The sequence below is a fragment of the Pseudoalteromonas sp. CR1 genome, from assembly GCF_019392235.1.
GTDB lineage: Bacteria > Pseudomonadota > Gammaproteobacteria > Enterobacterales > Alteromonadaceae > Pseudoalteromonas.
Genome location: NZ_JAHXRM010000010.1, coordinates 13,687 through 29,896, shown reverse-complemented (window position 1 = coordinate 29,896; position 16,210 = coordinate 13,687). Strand labels below are relative to the sequence as shown.

Here is a 16,210-nt window from a genome sequence, read left to right as displayed (position 1 = left end):
GTGTATTAACCTTTCGAGGTTTATTTGCCCCAGTATATAAAAACTAAAACGGATAAAATTATGGATTTCACTCAAAGTCGCGCTAAAGGTAATTGTGCTATTAGCTGTAATAACTGCAGCATAAGCCAATTGTGTTTGCCATTTTCGTTAAATGGCCAAGAAATGGATAAACTTGACGAGATTATTGAGCGAAAAAAGCCATTACACAAGGGAGATTACTTGTTTGAATCGGGTGCTTCATTAAAAGCAATTTATGCAGTACGATCTGGCTCATTTAAATCATATACCTTGTCTGAGCAAGGCGATGAGCAAATTACTGGCTTTCATTTAGCAGGCGATTTAGTAGGCTTTGATGCAATTAGTAAAATGACACATCAGAGCTTTTCTCAGGCTCTTGAAACCTCAATGATTTGCGAAATTCCCTTTGACACCCTTGATGAACTTGCAGGTAAATTACCTAAACTACGCCAGCAAATAATGCGTTTAATGAGCAGTGAAATTACCTACGATCAAGAAATGTTGTTACTACTTAACAAAAAATCGGCAGAAGAGCGTTTAGCTAGTTTTGTTTATAACTTATCGGAACGATTTGGTGAACGTGGTTTTTCGCGTAAAGAATTTAGGTTTACCATGACCCGTGGTGAAATAGGTAATTACTTAGGCCTAACAGTAGAAACTATTAGCCGTTTATTAAGCCGCTTTCAAAAGGCTGATTTGATTAAAGTAGAAGGCAAGTTTATTACTATTTTAGATAATAACGCACTGGCTAAAACGGCAGCCATTGTTAGATAGATATACATTGATATAGAACAACAATTTATGTGCTAGGCCTTTAACTGTTTTGTATTTGAGTTACACTAAAAGTACACCAGTTAGGTAAATGGAGTAGCACATGAACACAATTAAACGCATTCTTGCGGTTATTGACCCTACCAAAGACGACCAACACGGTTTAGCGCGCTCAGTCGAGCTGGCAAAAAAATCTGGCGCAACCATTACTGCCTTTATGACGGTATATGATTTTTCGTATGAAATGACAACCATGCTCTCAGGCGATGAGCGCGAAGCCATGCGAGAAGCCGTTTTAAAAGACCGCGAACTTTGGCTAAACGATTTAGTTTCACCTTATAACACGCTAAATATTGAAACATTAGTTGTTTGGCATAACCGCCCTTACGAAGCCATTATTGAAACAGTTATTGATCAAAACTACGATTTAGTTATTAAAAGTACCCATCAACATGGTGCACTAAAATCGGTAATATTTACCCCAACAGACTGGCATTTAGTGCGTAAATGCCCTACTCCGGTGTTATTTGTAAAAGAAATGGCATGGCCTGAAAATGGCAATATTTTAGCTGCAGTTAACGCAGTGAGTGAGAATGATCAGCATATTGCGTTAAACAAACGTATAATTAAAGACGCGCAATTTTTATGTGAACTTGCAAACGCAAAGCTGAATTTAGTCAATGCATTCCCCGCAACCCCTATTAATATAGCGATTGAAATACCAGAGTTTAATCCTAGTCTTTACAACGAGTCAGTAAAAAAACACCATATAGAATCAACCAATGCACTGGCTACTGAGTTTGCTTTAACTAGTGAACACTGCTTTATCGAAGAAGGTTTACCAGAAGACGTGATCCCCGACATTGCTAAACGCCTTAACAGCGAGCTGGTTGTTATTGGAACCGTAGGCCGTACAGGATTAAGCGCCGCATTGGTAGGCAATACTGCAGAGCATGTAATAGATAGCCTAGACTGCGATGTATTAGCACTAAAACCAGATGGCTATGTAAGCCCACTAGCAAAAGATTAATAAATTTTGCTGTAGCTCCCGATATGCTAATAACATATAATACGCCCCTTTATTTCTAGCAAGTATTTTGCCGCATTGTTTACTAAGGGGGCGTAGTGTCTAACTCAGCTCAAGCCAAAGCTCAATATAACTTTAATAAGTTACAAAAGCGTTTACGCCGTTTAACTGGTCAAGCCGTTATGGACTTTAACATGATTGAAGAAGGTGACCGCATTATGGTTTGCCTCTCGGGTGGTAAAGATAGCTATACAATGCTTGAAATGCTGCAGCACCTTAAACGTGTTGCACCGATTAAATTTGATCTTGTGGTTGTTAACCTCGACCAAAAACAGCCCGGTTTCCCTGAACATGTTTTGCCCGAGTACCTAGATAAACTCGATGTAGAGTACAAAATTGTAGAAGAAGATACCTACAGCATTGTCACCGATATAATTCCTGAAGGTAAAACCACCTGTTCGCTGTGTTCTCGCTTACGCCGTGGTATTTTATACCGCACAGCTAAAGAACTTGGCGCAACTAAAATAGCCCTTGGCCATCACCGAGACGATATGATTGAAACACTGTTTTTAAACATGTTTTATGGTGGAAAACTAAAAAGTATGCCAGCTAAATTAATGAGCGACAACGGCGAGCATATGGTTATTCGCCCGCTTGCATACTGTAAAGAAGCTGATATTAGTAAATATGCATTTACTCAAGGCTACCCAATTATTCCGTGTAACTTGTGTGGTTCTCAGGAGAATCTGCAACGTAAACATACAAAAAATATGTTGGCGCAATGGAATAAAGATCATCCGGGTCGCATAGAAAGTATTTTTACAGCAATGCAAAATGTAGTGCCTTCTCACTTAGCCGATGCTCAATTATTTGACTTTGAAAACCTAAAAACGGGTGAAGTTATTGACGGCGGTGATATTGCACTCGACAAGCCAGATATTCCTAAAGTACCTATCAACAGCGATGCAGACGACGAAAATTCGGGTGTTGTTACAATCAACTTAAGTTAACTACGTTGTATTTTTGGGTTTGCTTAATAGCAAACCCAAAACCAGTTTAACCCTCGGCTAATCCTTGTAAAAACTCCAAGCTTAATTTTTCTTGTTCATTAGGTTGGTACGGCAGCTGTTGTAAACTGTCATAAGGAAAGTCATTTATATCAAAATGACTAACTTCACTGTTACCAAAACTGTTTCGCTCACCAGGACTGGGGGACATTCTTTCAATTACAAATCCACTCAATCGCATATCAGCCATACCTTGTGGCAAAATTGACCAGTGCGCTTTTAAATCAATAGTTTGGCTTCCTTTACTTAAACGTTGTTTACTCACCAAATGCGCAAGTGGTGTGTCGCCACTAAACAGATTTGCCCGAAGACGATACAAGCCTTTTTTAGCTACTTTTAAATTGGCGGGTATAAGCATGTTTTCATTTTGTGGATATGCCGATTCAAAACCAAGAAGTGTAGCACTTGGAGGCATATATTGGATTTGCGCCACCACGGGGATTTGTCTCCCATCAACATTAGCTTCAACAAATATTTGTAAATTTCGCGGGTAGTCTTCCTCTGCTTTAAAAATAACATTGGCTTCGCCCTCCCGCGCGTTACTTTTATAAGTTGTTACTATCTCTTTTGTATCTGTATTGGCAAGCTCTACAATCACATTTTTAAGGCCACCTGCGCTGACTTTTAATGTAATTTCTTCTGGGTAAACAAACCTATATTTACTCAGGCTGACTGTAACCGCATTTCCTTTGTCATCTATTGGGCTTTCAACAGGATAAAATTGATTAGGTTCTAAACGGTCTTCATCAAATTCAGACAAGGGTTGTGAATACGGCGGATATTTAAGTGCACTTTCATATTGAGTTGCAACCTGCTCAGCGGCTTTTGCTAAGTTGCTATTATAATCTGTTGTTACTTTATGCTTTTGTGGTAATTTATCGGGCAAATTTGCAGTGCTTTTTTGTAAGTTCGATTTATGCTCAGCGAGGTCAGGCTGCTTTACCTCAACAACAGAAACCTCAGTCTCTATCTCTTCTTGAGAGGGCCATACTAGTAAAGCAAATACAGCCATTATTGAAATGACAACGAAGATTTTTTTTATCATTTATACTTCAATCCTTATAAAAAGTGCAGCTTAAAAAAGCTGCACATTCAACGTTTATGGGATCACATTATAAATTAATGCAGAAGCACTCGTTGTATTTGAGTTTTTAATATAGCGATAGTTCTTTTTCCAAAACCACGTACCCGTTGTCTGATCAAATGTATTAAAACCAACATTTTTCCCATCAACATTTATATTATTCATAGCAATGGTTACATTACCTTTACGCTGAGCATTATGAATTTCATTATGGCTGTAACTGTCGCTCATCATCATAGGATAATGATTAGGCATAAAACTATTTACAGCATCGCTTTGTGATTTTAATCGACCATCAGTATCAATACTGCTACTACAGCTACCAAATGAACGCGCTGAGCTTGCACCGCATGATGAGTGCGACGCAACAACCGAATCATCATTACCTTTTAAAAATGCGCCTGTGATCCCTAAGTATTCATTACCGTCAGCAACAAAACGTAAACGAGGTGTACGCGCATCTGGAAATGGAGAAATTTTACGCGCATTATTTACTTTTAAATCATGTAACACGCCAACCGCTTCAGTAACATCGCTTCCTAGCCACCATCTAAGTGCTGCATCTATAGCAAAATTCCATGAGGCACCAGTTAGTGCGCTTACAGCAACATCAGCAAGTTCACTACCGCCACCAGCACCGGCTAAATCAAATGTAGCAACAATATTAAGTGGAGTAAGCCCTGCGTTTTCTAACCAGTTTGCTTGGTTATCAATAATATGGCGTGCAATTAAATCCCCCGTTGAGTGTGTCACTAATACACACCCCTCTGCGCATAAATTTGAGCGTGATAATTGCTTTAATTTAGGCCAAACCCAATCTGTTGCTATTTTACCTTCAACACGCTCGTAGGCAGGCCAATCAATTCGCTCATCTGCTCGGTTATTCCAATAGGACTGCCAATATGTTTCGCCATCGTTTACAACGTCGCTACCTGATTTATTGGTTATTTGAGAAACCTGCAAGCCATGGATTAATATTATTTTGTGATCTTTACTCGCAGCTGAAAAGCTCATTAGCATAGCAAGGCATGCGCCTAATATATGTTGTGGCTTTAGCCATTTGTGTGTGTTGTTCATAAAATTCCTTAATGTGTGTGTTTAATATTTTTAGTTAAGGTATTCATCGTCATTATTTTTTGTGCTGAACAGAAATAATTACGCATATGTGAGGCTTATATCTCACGTTAACGACGTTAAAAAATTCTTATTTAGAGCAACCAAATAGCGAATTTTTTGCTGGCTATCAACACGTTTATTCGCCCTCAAACTAGATCACTTAAATAAGCTAATTGGAATAAAGTACTTAGTTAAGCAATGTGTGTAACTCATCAGTCCAGACAATAACCAGTATTAGGAACAAAGTACAAAAATGCAACAATTTATTATCATTTGTAATAAATATAAATTTAATCCAATTAAATCAATATAGTAAAAGTTGTTATATTTAGGATTATTATGGGAGGCTTGTAATATTAAATATTGATGAGGCGCTAAAAATATACGGTACCAAACCTAAAAGATTTTAAGTTTGGTACACATTGATTGATGTTATAACAATTATTGACCTTTAAGCTCGCTTGTAAATTGCCCTATAGCATTTACAACTTCTTGAGCACCATTTTGAATTTCAGTCATTACATGTCCAGACTCTTTAGATAAAGCTAAGCCTTGCTCTGCTTTTTCTTTACCTTTTTCAATCACATCTACTGTGTTTTGAGTTTGAGATTGGTTACGCTGTACAACTTCTACAATTTCTTCTGTTGCTTTAGACGTGCGTGATGCGAGTAAACGAACTTCGTCTGCTACAACGGCAAACCCCCGACCTTGCTCACCAGCACGAGCCGCTTCAATGGCTGCATTTAATGCGAGCAAATTAGTTTGCTCTGCAATGCTGCTAATGCTTTGAACTATGCTCGCTATTTGCTGAGATTGTTGATCTAATGCCGAAATTTCACTTGCCGCTTGTTCCATATTAATTGCAAGCTCTGTCATTACTGCCACAGTGTCTTTAACTACTTCAGCGCCTTGCTCTGCTTTTTTATCTGTTTGGGTTGACGTGCTGTAGGCAATTTCTGCTGCTTTCGAAATTGCAATTTCTCGATTTACTTGCTCTGTAATTACCGTGGCAAATTTCATTACTTTATACAGTTTTCCAGCATCGTTAAAAATAGGATTGTAAGATGCCTCTAACCATACAACATTGCCGTGCTTATCTACTCGCTTAAATCGAGACGCAATAAACTGACCCTGCCTAAGTTTTTGCCAAAACGTTTGGTACTCTGGAGATTCAGCCTCTTCGCGCTCACAAAAAATTCGGTGATGCTGACCCAAAATTTCTTTTTCTTTATAGCTCATAGCGTCTAAAAATTGCTGATTAGCTTTTAAAGCATGCCCCTCTAAATCAAATTCAATAACCGCCATAGAACGATAAATTGCTTTAATTGTGTCACTTTGCTCACGAGATGCAGTAATTGTTTTGGTTAATACGGTACAAAAAATAGAAAAATACAAAAGCTGATCTTGCTCACCTTTTACAGGATGAACAATTAAGCGCAACCATTCAACTTGGCCATCTTGGCGAATAAATTGTAATGCACCGCCCCAATGGCCCTCTTTTTTAATTGCTTTTTGTAGGCTTTTATATTCTTCAGAGTGTTGGGAGTGCTCAGAAATAATATCTACAATTGGTGTATTAATAATATGATTTTCTCGATAACCCAACATTTTTAATAGCTGTTCATTAGCGTGGGAAATTCGCCCATCATAAAGGATATTAATCACCAGCATTTCACGATTAAGGCCTTCCCATACTTGTTGCAGGGGATAAAGCTCCGCTTTTAATGATGCTATTTCGTTTTGTTTACTATTAGAAAAAAACATTAATATCCTTACCAATATGCGTGATATAAAATTTATAAATTTAGGAGCCAATTTAGTACAAAATAACAGTTAACTGTCACTTTAAAGCTTAAGAGTATGTTTTGAATGTCATCAAAACCAACACTTTAGAATGGCAAAAATACATGTTAAACATAAATTTTTGAATATATATTACTTTAATATAGCCTACTTATAAGTCAAACTTTGAACTCGACTATTTTAATAAAAATGGTTGTTTACTCTTATTTTTCATATTTTTAATTGCAGCAATAACTCCGGCAATAATTTATCAATGCACTGGGCGCAGTCTTTAGATTTATGATTTAAGCACACCCAACCGTCTGTTCCCATTACTTGCAGTGAACTTATATCTTCGCTAACTATGGTTTTGTATTTAGAACACCACACCCCTTTGACTTTAAATATACCAAAATTAGTGGTTATACGGTTTATTGTAAAAGGGGTTTTCATAATGTTATTTCACTTGTAATCGCTCATATAAACCGGATGAACGCGATACGGTTTTGTTCATTGCCAATTGCAGTACTTTTTTGTCGGCAACTAGCTCAAACGTGTGCTTAGCACGGGTAATACCGGTATAAACAAGCTGGCGATTAACCCCTACACTTGCTTGCTGTAGTGGTGGTAAAACCATCGCGGTATAGCTAAATTCTGACCCTTGTGATTTATGTATGGTCATTGCAAATACTTTATCGTGGGCGGGTAAACGCGCCGGTGAAAATGCACGTGTGCTGCCCTGCTCGTCAATAAATATAGCCTTAAGCTGCCCAGCTTCATCATTCATTAAAATACCAATGTCGCCATTAAAAAGCTTTAATTGATAATCGTTTTGGCTCACCATTATGGGCATACCATTATAATGGCGCTGATTTGGGTTAACGTTTATCAACCCTTGTTGCTGCAGGGTACGTTCAATGCGTTGATTCAAACTATTAACGCCGTAGTCGCCCTCTTTTACTGCGGCCAGTAATTGATACCCTGCAAATGCAGCATGCACTTTAGCTACACTCTCACCTTGAGCAATTAAATTTAAATAGTGTGCATAATGTTTGGCCGCTCGGTTTACTAGGTTCTCTATTGGTTTACCTATAAAGTCGTAATCCAAAATAACATCATTAAAGCGCCCTTCAACACTCTCTTGCTCTACATAATTTAATAAACCACTATTGTTCGTGTTTACCGCTAATGCCAATTGGCCTATGCCACTTTTAGCGTCAAAGCGGTAACTGCGTTGTAAAAATGCAATGCAATCGGCTAGTTTAAATGGGCTATTTCCCTGCGGTGTTAATGTGGGCTGGTTATTAAAACAAAGCGCATTTAATTCATTACATCGTTGGTTTGAATAGCTTGGTGTGCTCCCAAGGGTCAGCCCTTGGCATATATCACTCATTACGCTGCCAGTATCAACTGAAGCAAGTTGGTCTTTGTCACCCAACAATATTAATCGAGCATGCGCAGGCAAGGCCTCTATTAATTTCGCCATTAGTGATAAATCCACCATGCTTGCTTCATCAATAATCAACACATCTAAATGCAGCGGGTTGTCTTGGCTGTGTCTAAATTTATTAGTAAACGGTTTTACCCCCAATAAACGATGAATAGTTTGCGCGGTATCAGGAATTAGCGCTTTAATATCATCAGGTATACTCGTTAACTGGTTTTTAGCCCCTAAAATGGACTCACTTAGCCTTGCCACGGCTTTACCTGTTGGTGCCACCAGCTTTATGCTTAATGGCGCCGACTTATAAAGCGATTGCAATATAGCCAGCAACTTAGTTACCGTGGTTGTTTTTCCTGTGCCTGGCCCACCAGTTATTACACTAAACCCTTTAGTTGCTGCAATGGCGCACGCCACTTTTTGCCAGTCAATGCCTGCCTCTGATTGCGCTTCAAAATAATGCTGCAATAGGGTTGCAAGAGTTTGGTTATCAACATTAAGCGGTCGCTCACTCATTGCTAACAAACGCTCTGCAAGTATTTGCTCATAGGCAGCAAGACGCGAAAAATAAAGGCGTTGGTCAAATAATTGTAGTGGCTTGGCATCTCCGACGCTTTGATGGTTTTGCAAGTAGGTAAAGACAGCTTGTTGGTCAAACCCTTGTGCAAATGGGCTAAATGTATCGGGAATATTCCCTTCAATTTTATTAAAGTCGCTTTGGCGCAAATTAAACGGATTAGCCCAATCTATGGTGTTTAATGTTAAGCAACTATGTTGGCTTTGCTGGGCTATACATAACAATAAAACAATATAAAACAGCTCATTATGGGTTGTTTCATGAGTATTTGAGAGTAATTGCGCAAGTTTTACGTCAACGACTCGTATTCGATTTTCAGCCAGTAAAAAATCCAGCAATGGCAGTTCAGTTACCACGCTGTTAGATACTGTCTTTTGCTCATAAGATGAAGACGTTTGTTCAACTTCATCATCTAGCGCGTCAAATAAACCCGGCTGCTGATTTAACTCGCTCATAGCATAGCTCCTTGGCTAAATAAGCCATCTAAAATAGTTACTTGCTCTAACGTCAATTTATTAAAGAAGACACCTTGCCCAGCTGGCATGCCTCGCAAAAAAGTGTAGTACACGCCTCCTAAGTGGCGTTCAATTGAGTAGTCACTAATGCGTTGTTTTAATAGTCTATGCAGCGCTACGGTATATATTAAATACTGTAAATGGTATTGATGGCTGCTCATGGCTTGCTCTAGCTGTTCGGGTTCATAATCCTTAGGCGTGTTACCTAAGTAATTAGATTTATAATCTAAAATGTAATATTTACCCTGGTAGCAAAATATTAAATCCACAAAGCCTTTTAAAAGCCCTTTAACATGAGAAAAATCCAGCTTACTTTGCACAAAACCAAAGTGCTTAATGAGCACTTCGTTAAGTTTGGGGGCACTTAAACTCGTCAGCGGTAAATTAAACTCCATTTCGACCAAGCAATCACTCGGCGCTAGTGTACCTAAACTCAAGTTACTTTGAGCATTTAATGGGCAATTGAGTACATCTAATATCCACTGCTGGGCAATCGGCTGCCATGTGTCGCTAATATGGTATTTTTCAAAGGCATGTTTTATCACCTGGGCTAAATTTTGTTCGCTGTTAGTTGGGTGCACAACGGGACTTGTGAAATCTATTTGTTCTAAAATCTCGTGCAAACAACTGCCTGGCTTTGCCCCTTTTGGAAAACTGAAAGGTGATGGGAGTTCGTCTTGTTGCACGGCAAATTCGTCTTTTTCGTGATCTTCATCGCTTCGCCCTGGCGCTAATTGGTCGCTGTGCTTTTTAAAACTCAAAGCACTGAAACTGGTTGCACGCCAATCGCGTTCAATATGAGCCGTACTGTTATTTACACTCAATGTTTGTTGGGCTGCCTCGGTATTAATAAATTGTAAAGCCCCCTGAGATTGTAAATCTTCAGAGGTAAATTGATGGTAAGCCATGGCTGAATGCGCTTTACAAAAATCAATTAAATGGGTGCGCCATATCTGACTACTCGTCACCTCTATCCCCGAAAATAATACGTGCCCTAATGCACTACTTTGAATCGCTAACCGGCTACTCTGCCCCTGCCCTATGTTATAAACACCCAAAGCACAAAAGTGCACAGCCCTGGTAAGCGCCACATACAATAAACGTAAGTCTTCTGCAAGGCGCTCTTTTTCAGCCTGTTGGAGTGCGTCTTCATCCTTGCTCAAATCATAAATGAGTTTGCCATTTTTATGATACAGCGCTTCTTTAGTTTCTCGATAGCCACTGGCAAAGGGCATAAATACCAATGGATATTCGAGCCCTTTTGAGGCGTGCATTGTCACAATTTTGACTAAGTTGGCATCACTTTCTAAACGTACTTGCACGGTTTCGCCATCTTGTTGGCTTACCTTTTGCGCAAACCAGCGCAGTAAACGCAATGTACCTTCAAGCTCAATTTGTTTTTGCTGCAATATTTCACCAAGGTGCCTAAAGTCGGTAAGCCATCGCTCCACGTTATAGCCTAAGCCTTGCCATTTAGCACTAAGCTGATTATGGCTTAGCAATCGCTCAAGCATGGCCATTGCCCCTTGTTTATGCCAAATATGGCTAAGTTGGGCAAAAAAGTTTAGGTGTTCTTGCCAAGCGTTCTCGTTATCGGCAAGCAAATATATATCGTTATAGCTTAAACAAAATAACGGTCCTGCAAGCACACCACGAAGCAATGACTCGTCATATTGACCATGTAATGCTGTTAAAAAATTAAGTAAATGATGACTTAACTCTTGGCTAAATACGCTGTCTCGCGATAAGTAAACACTAGCAATTTTAGCCTCGCTCAGTGCCTTTTTCATTATTTGCGCTTCAACGCGATCTCGTACCAAAATACAGATGTCTGCCGCACTGATTGGTGTGTTGCCAATGGACGCTTTGCCTTGCTTAGCGTGTTCAAGTAAGGTCACTATTTTATTGGCAAAATAGGTGGCTAAGTGTGCTTGGCCGACCCCTTTGCTGGTGGGCTTATTTTTTTCATCTGCGGCTTCATCTACAAACACGTTAAATTCAAAGGCAGTGGCTGGTTTACCATCAATTAAAAAAGAGTCTTCCGCTTTTTTACCTTTAGCGTTTACTTTATTAAACGGTATGGCGTCGTTATAAATAAAGCTGTTGTCGTGTTTACTAAAAAGGCTATTAACGCTGTTTACTATATCGCTGCTTGAGCGAAAGTTAGTGCCCAATGTAAATTGTTGCGGCTCGTCTACCGCCTCTTTTGCACCTATATAGGTGAATATATCTGCGCCCCTAAAACCATAAATAGCTTGTTTAGGGTCGCCTATCATGGCGAGTGTGGTATTGGCTTGGCCATAAATTTTACTAAAAATACCATACTGAATCGGATCGGTATCTTGAAACTCATCTATCATTGCAACCGGAAACAACTGCGCAATTTTTTGCGCAAGTACATCACCTTGTTCATTATTAAGTGCAGTGTATAAATTAGTGAGCAAGTCGTCAGGCGTGATTACACTTTGCTCTTGCTTGCGCTTAACAATGGCAGCTTTTACCCAGCGTGCGGCTTCTTGTACTAAAGCTATTTTTAAACCTTGGTTCATCGTGTTGTTAAGCGCTGATAATTTATCAAACTGACTCAATAGAGGATGCGTGAACAAGGGCTGATTTTTTTTGTAATTACCCGCATCACTTAAGTTTTCATTACTCCAAATTTCAAACGAATACTTATTGGTGCCAAATTCAAAAAACACCTCATCGTTTGCACAAAATGCATCAAGCGCTGCAAGGCTTGCTTTGCGAGCTGGCGTTTTAGCGCCACTTAAGCCAGAGCTTTTAATGGCATCGGTAAATGCACATTCTTGGCAATCTTTTTTAAACTGTGGAACAAGGTCGAGGTATTCATCACGAGCTTGCCATACATCGTCTAGCTTAATTTGCGGTGTAACGGTCGCATTGGCTTTATTTAAAATACTTGCCACCTGCGAAAATAAAGACTCTGGTGCTGCAAACACCTCTAATATGACGTTAGTCTTATCTTTACTAAGTGGGTATACAAATGCGCGCCAAAAATCTTTAATCGTTTCGAGCAGTATGTCGCGCTCATCTAAAATAAATTCTAAATTAAATGCAACACCTGACTCAAAAGCATGTTGTTTTAACATTCGCTGGCAAAAGCCATGAATGGTAAATATGGCCGCTTCGTCCATCGATTTTGCAGCGGCATCGAGTAAGTCAAACGCACGGTGTTTGTCATCTACTGCGGCTATTACGCCTTCTATTAACTCATCGTTTGGGTCTTGGCCAAGTAATGCATCGCGCGCAGTAATAATTCGGCTACGCACGCGATCTTTAATTTCTTGAGTGGCGGCGTCGGTAAATGTCACCACCAAAATTTGTTCCACGCTCAGAGGAAGATTGAGCTCACCCGGTATTTGCATACCAAGTAAATAGCGTAAATATAACCCGGTAATGGTATACGTTTTACCCGTGCCGGCACTGGCTTCTATTAAACTTTGCCCTTTAAGTGGCATAGTGAGTGGATTAAGCGCTTGCATGGTCGCTCTCCTTAGCATGCTCAAATAACGGCGCGAGTAGTTTTTCGCTCCAGCTAATAAATTCGTCCTGGCAGTCGTTAAGCGATTGCACCGTTAAGCGAATATAGGGGTTTTCACCTTCACCTCGGCCTATGTATTGCGGGCTAAATTTGTTCATGGCTTTTGCCATGTCGCCGCCACTTTTTATGTATTCGTAACCACTTACTGGATAAAATGCCACGGGCTCTTTTCGCAAAGCTTTGTATAATTCAAACCAATCAGCCAAAATTAAATCAGCATCGGCTTTGCTCATTGGCGCAAAACTAATTTGTTTATCAAGCCCCAGTAATAACGTTTCCAGCTCATACCCCAAACTTTGTGCTACAAGGTGATAGATAAAGCCTTTAATCATGTCTTTGGCTTTAATACTCGCGCTACGATAAAACACCTGCTTGTGCATAAAAATATGGTTAAGCCAGCCTTGAATTTGTGTACCCTCAATATTAAACGACACCTCAAAAGGTTCACTTTTACCCGCTTTTATTTGCTCTTTTACTTGCCCTGCAAGTGCGTCAATACGATGTTCCATACTTTGTAAAATTAAGCTGCCCACATTTGCTTGCGGTAAAGCCCCACGCTGTAAAATTTGTTCAGTACTAATTGGGGTATTACTTATGTTGGCTTCTAAAATTTCATCTAAGTAAAAGTATCGGCTTAATGCATCTAGGCTAAATGGTTCTTCATCTTTTGCCACTTCGTTAAATTGCGGCAAGCGTAAACCCAAGGTTTGACTGTAAAAGCTCTCTTGCGCGTTGCAAATACTGCGTATAAACACATCAAGCTCTAGCTGCTCAGGGGCGTTTACATCAAGTGCGGTAACGGGCTCTGGTAAAACAGGCTCATTTGGCAGCCAAATTGGGTTATAACTATGATTGCTGAGCACGTTATTTTTACTATCGTCAGCTTGGTAGTAGTGGCTGTTAAACGGCTGCAAGTGTTGCTGGCTAATTAAACATGCAGGCAAGGTTTTAGTTGAATCGTCATTTAGCGTAAAGCTACGCCCTATGTATTCTAATAATTCGCTCACCAAGGTTGATGGCATTCGGGGTTGGTTATCAAAGCACGAGCGACCAATATAGCTTATATAAAGATTATCGCGGGCACTGAGTAGCGCTTCTAAAAACAGGTAGCGGTCATCTAATTTTCGTGATCGGTCACCTTTTTGCTTTTTAGAATGCGGCACTAGATCAAAACCAATAGGTTGCACGTTACGTGGGTAATCAGCGTCGTTTAAACCTAGCATACACACCACTTTAAACGGCACAGCGCGCATAGGCATTAGGGTACAAAAGTTGACTTGCCCGACCAAAAATCGCTGGCCTACGCCTTTTTCTTGTATACCTTGTTTTATTAAATAGCTAACTATACGCTGCGACACCGCTTGATTGTAGTCGCCGTTATCGTGATGCTTTTGAATATCTTCAAGCACTTTTTGCAGTACGAGTAAATCCCAACTATCGTCGCTTTCACTTTCATATACAGCACCTAGCAGCTCGCTTAAAATGTGCGCTTTATTAGTAAGGGTATCGTCAGGGGTAAGCTTGGCTTTGAAGTTTTGTAGTACATCAATAAAATCGACCAGTTTATTAAGCGTATCAAGTGCCATTCCTTCTACTTCATCTGCGCTGTAAATACCATTAAATGGGCACTGTTCGTCTCGCATGGCAATACCCAGTAATAAACGGTTTAAACCATGCTGCCACGTATTTAGCTCAATGGAAGGTAAATCAAAACTGTGTTTATGTTCGCCGTTTATGCCCCATTTAACACCTACGCGCTCAAGCCAATATTGTATTTGCTCGTACTCATGGGCTTCTAAACCAAACTTTTCGGCTATTTGGGTGACCTGCAGTAAATCTAAAATATCTGATACGCCAAAGCGCGAGAACGGTAAGTTAGCTAAGCTTGCAAATGAGCTTAGCACGGGTTTTTCTTGTTCTATTGCTAAATCCGCTAATGCGAAGGGAATGTATCGGCTGCCCTGTGCGCCACCAAATACCGCCTCGATATAAGGACTGTATGTGCCTACATCAGGCATCATTACAATAATGTCTTTGGGAGTAAGCGCCGGGTCTTGGTTAAATAAATTAAGTAGGTAGTCGTGTAATCGCTCAACTTCTCTAAGCGGGGTATGGCAATCGCTAAGGGTAATACTGGTATCGTTCGCACTTACTGGTAATTTACCTTCATCGTTTATAAACCACTCTTTGTTATCGGTAAGCGATTCCCCTTTAAACGCAAGTTGATAAATTTCGCTTTGCACTTGCCCAAGCAATGTATTATCAAACGCATCGATAAAACCATCAATCCAGCGGGCATCTAGTTGTACTAATTGCTCAAAGTAATCGCGACCTAATTTCCCCCACGACGATAAAAGTGGGTTACCTATAAAGTAATAGTCTTCATCGGGGTTAGTTTGCTTTTTTTGCTGAGCTTCTATAAGCGGCATTTTGGCATATTTAGCATTTATTTTTGCCGCTGTTTTTTCGTCAATTATGTCGCCCCAGTAATGTTCACTCGGGTTAAAAAAGAATAAAAACACCTCTGTTTTTTTGCTCAATGCTTCAAACACATCAAGCTGAGAATTAGCAATGGCCGATATACCAAATAAACTAATGCGCTTAGGCAATAAGCTGTTGTCCATATCGTCAAGTGCACCGAGTAGCTGCCCTTGCATGTTTGCGCGATGAAATTGGCTTTGGCCTAGCTCTTTGCTTAATTTTACAATTCGGCGCCATAAATCTGGTTGCCATGGGGCAATGGTTACGTCTACATCATCAAGTTCATCACGGCCACTATCCCACGTGGCTATCCAGTGTGGGCGGTACATTAAGTATTGGTCGTACACATCGGCTATTTTTTCGCATAGAGCAAAGGTTTTTTGGCCATCAATATCGCCCTCTAAATAGGTTTTTAGAGGTAAATACAACGGCTCGTCAATACAAGTAGGCAAAATTGAAAACAATTTCCAAGCAAGGTTTGGCTTATTAAAAGCCGACTCTTTAGGCACATTAGGCAGTAGTTGCTGGTAAAGTTGCCAAATAAAACTCGATGGCAATGGAAAATCAACCTGCGCTGCTACCCCTAAATGTTCGCTCAAGCCAATTTTTAACCACTGCGACATACCCGGCGATTGCACCAGCACCACTTCTTTGTCGAACGGGCTTTGCAATGGGCTTACTTTTAACAGTTGATGAAACTGTGCTTGCAGGGCTTCCATACGGTTTGATTGAATAATATTGAGCATACGACACGGTCCTTACTTGAAGT

10 protein-coding genes are annotated in these 16,210 nt (G+C 40.0%); 3 read left to right on the top strand and 7 right to left on the bottom strand.

Features of this window, described 5'->3' with window-relative positions; all coding sequences use genetic code 11:
• Positions 1–60 precede the first annotated feature (60 nt).
• The 3 genes from KZZ04_RS10345 (at position 61) to ttcA (ending at position 2,826) form a co-directional block, all read left to right on the top strand.
• A complete protein-coding gene (locus KZZ04_RS10345) occupies positions 61–792 on the top strand; it encodes an FNR family transcription factor (RefSeq protein WP_138530198.1) in 732 nt (243 codons plus the stop codon).
• 100 nt (positions 793–892) lie between these two features.
• Positions 893–1,819 (top strand): universal stress protein UspE, encoded by a 927-nt coding sequence (gene uspE / locus KZZ04_RS10340; RefSeq protein ID WP_138530200.1) that lies wholly within the window; start codon positions 893–895, stop codon positions 1,817–1,819.
• Positions 1,820–1,914: 95 nt separating this feature from the next.
• A complete protein-coding gene (ttcA, locus tag KZZ04_RS10335; protein ID WP_219422673.1) occupies positions 1,915–2,826 on the top strand; it encodes a tRNA 2-thiocytidine(32) synthetase TtcA in 912 nt (303 codons plus the stop codon).
• Positions 2,827–2,872: 46 nt separating this feature from the next.
• On the opposite strand, the gene KZZ04_RS10330 is transcribed toward ttcA, so the two are convergent.
• From KZZ04_RS10330 to recC, 7 genes are all read right to left on the bottom strand, one after another.
• Positions 2,873–3,928: a hypothetical protein gene (locus tag KZZ04_RS10330; RefSeq protein ID WP_219422672.1), complete on the bottom strand. Its 1,056-nt coding sequence runs from the start codon at positions 3,926–3,928 to the stop codon at positions 2,873–2,875.
• Positions 3,929–3,982: 54 nt separating this feature from the next.
• Positions 3,983–5,044, bottom strand: a complete 1,062-nt coding sequence (locus KZZ04_RS10325) for a hypothetical protein (RefSeq protein WP_219422671.1) — start codon at positions 5,042–5,044, stop codon at positions 3,983–3,985.
• Between the two features lie 480 nt (positions 5,045–5,524).
• Positions 5,525–6,847 carry a PAS domain-containing methyl-accepting chemotaxis protein gene (locus KZZ04_RS10320; protein WP_219422670.1) on the bottom strand — a complete coding sequence of 441 codons (1,323 nt, stop codon included), beginning with the start codon at positions 6,845–6,847 and terminating at the stop codon, positions 5,525–5,527.
• Between the two features lie 249 nt (positions 6,848–7,096).
• Positions 7,097–7,318, bottom strand: a complete 222-nt coding sequence (locus KZZ04_RS10315; protein WP_219422669.1) for a hypothetical protein — start codon at positions 7,316–7,318, stop codon at positions 7,097–7,099.
• A gap of 4 nt (positions 7,319–7,322) precedes the next feature.
• Positions 7,323–9,338, bottom strand: a complete 2,016-nt coding sequence (recD, locus tag KZZ04_RS10310; protein WP_219422668.1) for an exodeoxyribonuclease V subunit alpha — start codon at positions 9,336–9,338, stop codon at positions 7,323–7,325.
• A complete protein-coding gene (gene recB, locus KZZ04_RS10305) occupies positions 9,335–12,901 on the bottom strand; it encodes an exodeoxyribonuclease V subunit beta (RefSeq protein ID WP_219422667.1) in 3,567 nt (1,188 codons plus the stop codon). The genes recD and recB overlap by 4 nt, the downstream gene beginning before the upstream one ends.
• Positions 12,888–16,187 carry an exodeoxyribonuclease V subunit gamma gene (gene recC / locus KZZ04_RS10300; RefSeq protein WP_219422666.1) on the bottom strand — a complete coding sequence of 1,100 codons (3,300 nt, stop codon included), beginning with the start codon at positions 16,185–16,187 and terminating at the stop codon, positions 12,888–12,890. Before recC ends, recB begins: the two co-directional genes overlap by 14 nt.
• Between the last annotated feature and the right edge of the window lie 23 nt (positions 16,188–16,210).

Bases quoted from the DNA above. Each gene is read 5' to 3' on its own strand.
- KZZ04_RS10320 (WP_219422670.1), bottom strand. From the start codon at position 6,847: ATGTTTTTTTCTAATAGTAAACAAAACGAAATAGCATCATTAAAAGCG.
- recB (WP_219422667.1), bottom strand. From the start codon at position 12,901: ATGCAAGCGCTTAATCCACTCACTATGCCACTTAAAGGGCAAAGTTTA.
- KZZ04_RS10330 (WP_219422672.1), bottom strand. From the start codon at position 3,928: ATGATAAAAAAAATCTTCGTTGTCATTTCAATAATGGCTGTATTTGCT.
- KZZ04_RS10345 (WP_138530198.1), top strand. From the start codon at position 61: ATGGATTTCACTCAAAGTCGCGCTAAAGGTAATTGTGCTATTAGCTGT.
- KZZ04_RS10315 (WP_219422669.1), bottom strand. From the start codon at position 7,318: ATGAAAACCCCTTTTACAATAAACCGTATAACCACTAATTTTGGTATA.
- recD (WP_219422668.1), bottom strand. From the start codon at position 9,338: ATGAGCGAGTTAAATCAGCAGCCGGGTTTATTTGACGCGCTAGATGAT.
- uspE (WP_138530200.1), top strand. From the start codon at position 893: ATGAACACAATTAAACGCATTCTTGCGGTTATTGACCCTACCAAAGAC.
- recC (WP_219422666.1), bottom strand. From the start codon at position 16,187: ATGCTCAATATTATTCAATCAAACCGTATGGAAGCCCTGCAAGCACAG.
- KZZ04_RS10325 (WP_219422671.1), bottom strand. From the start codon at position 5,044: ATGAACAACACACACAAATGGCTAAAGCCACAACATATATTAGGCGCA.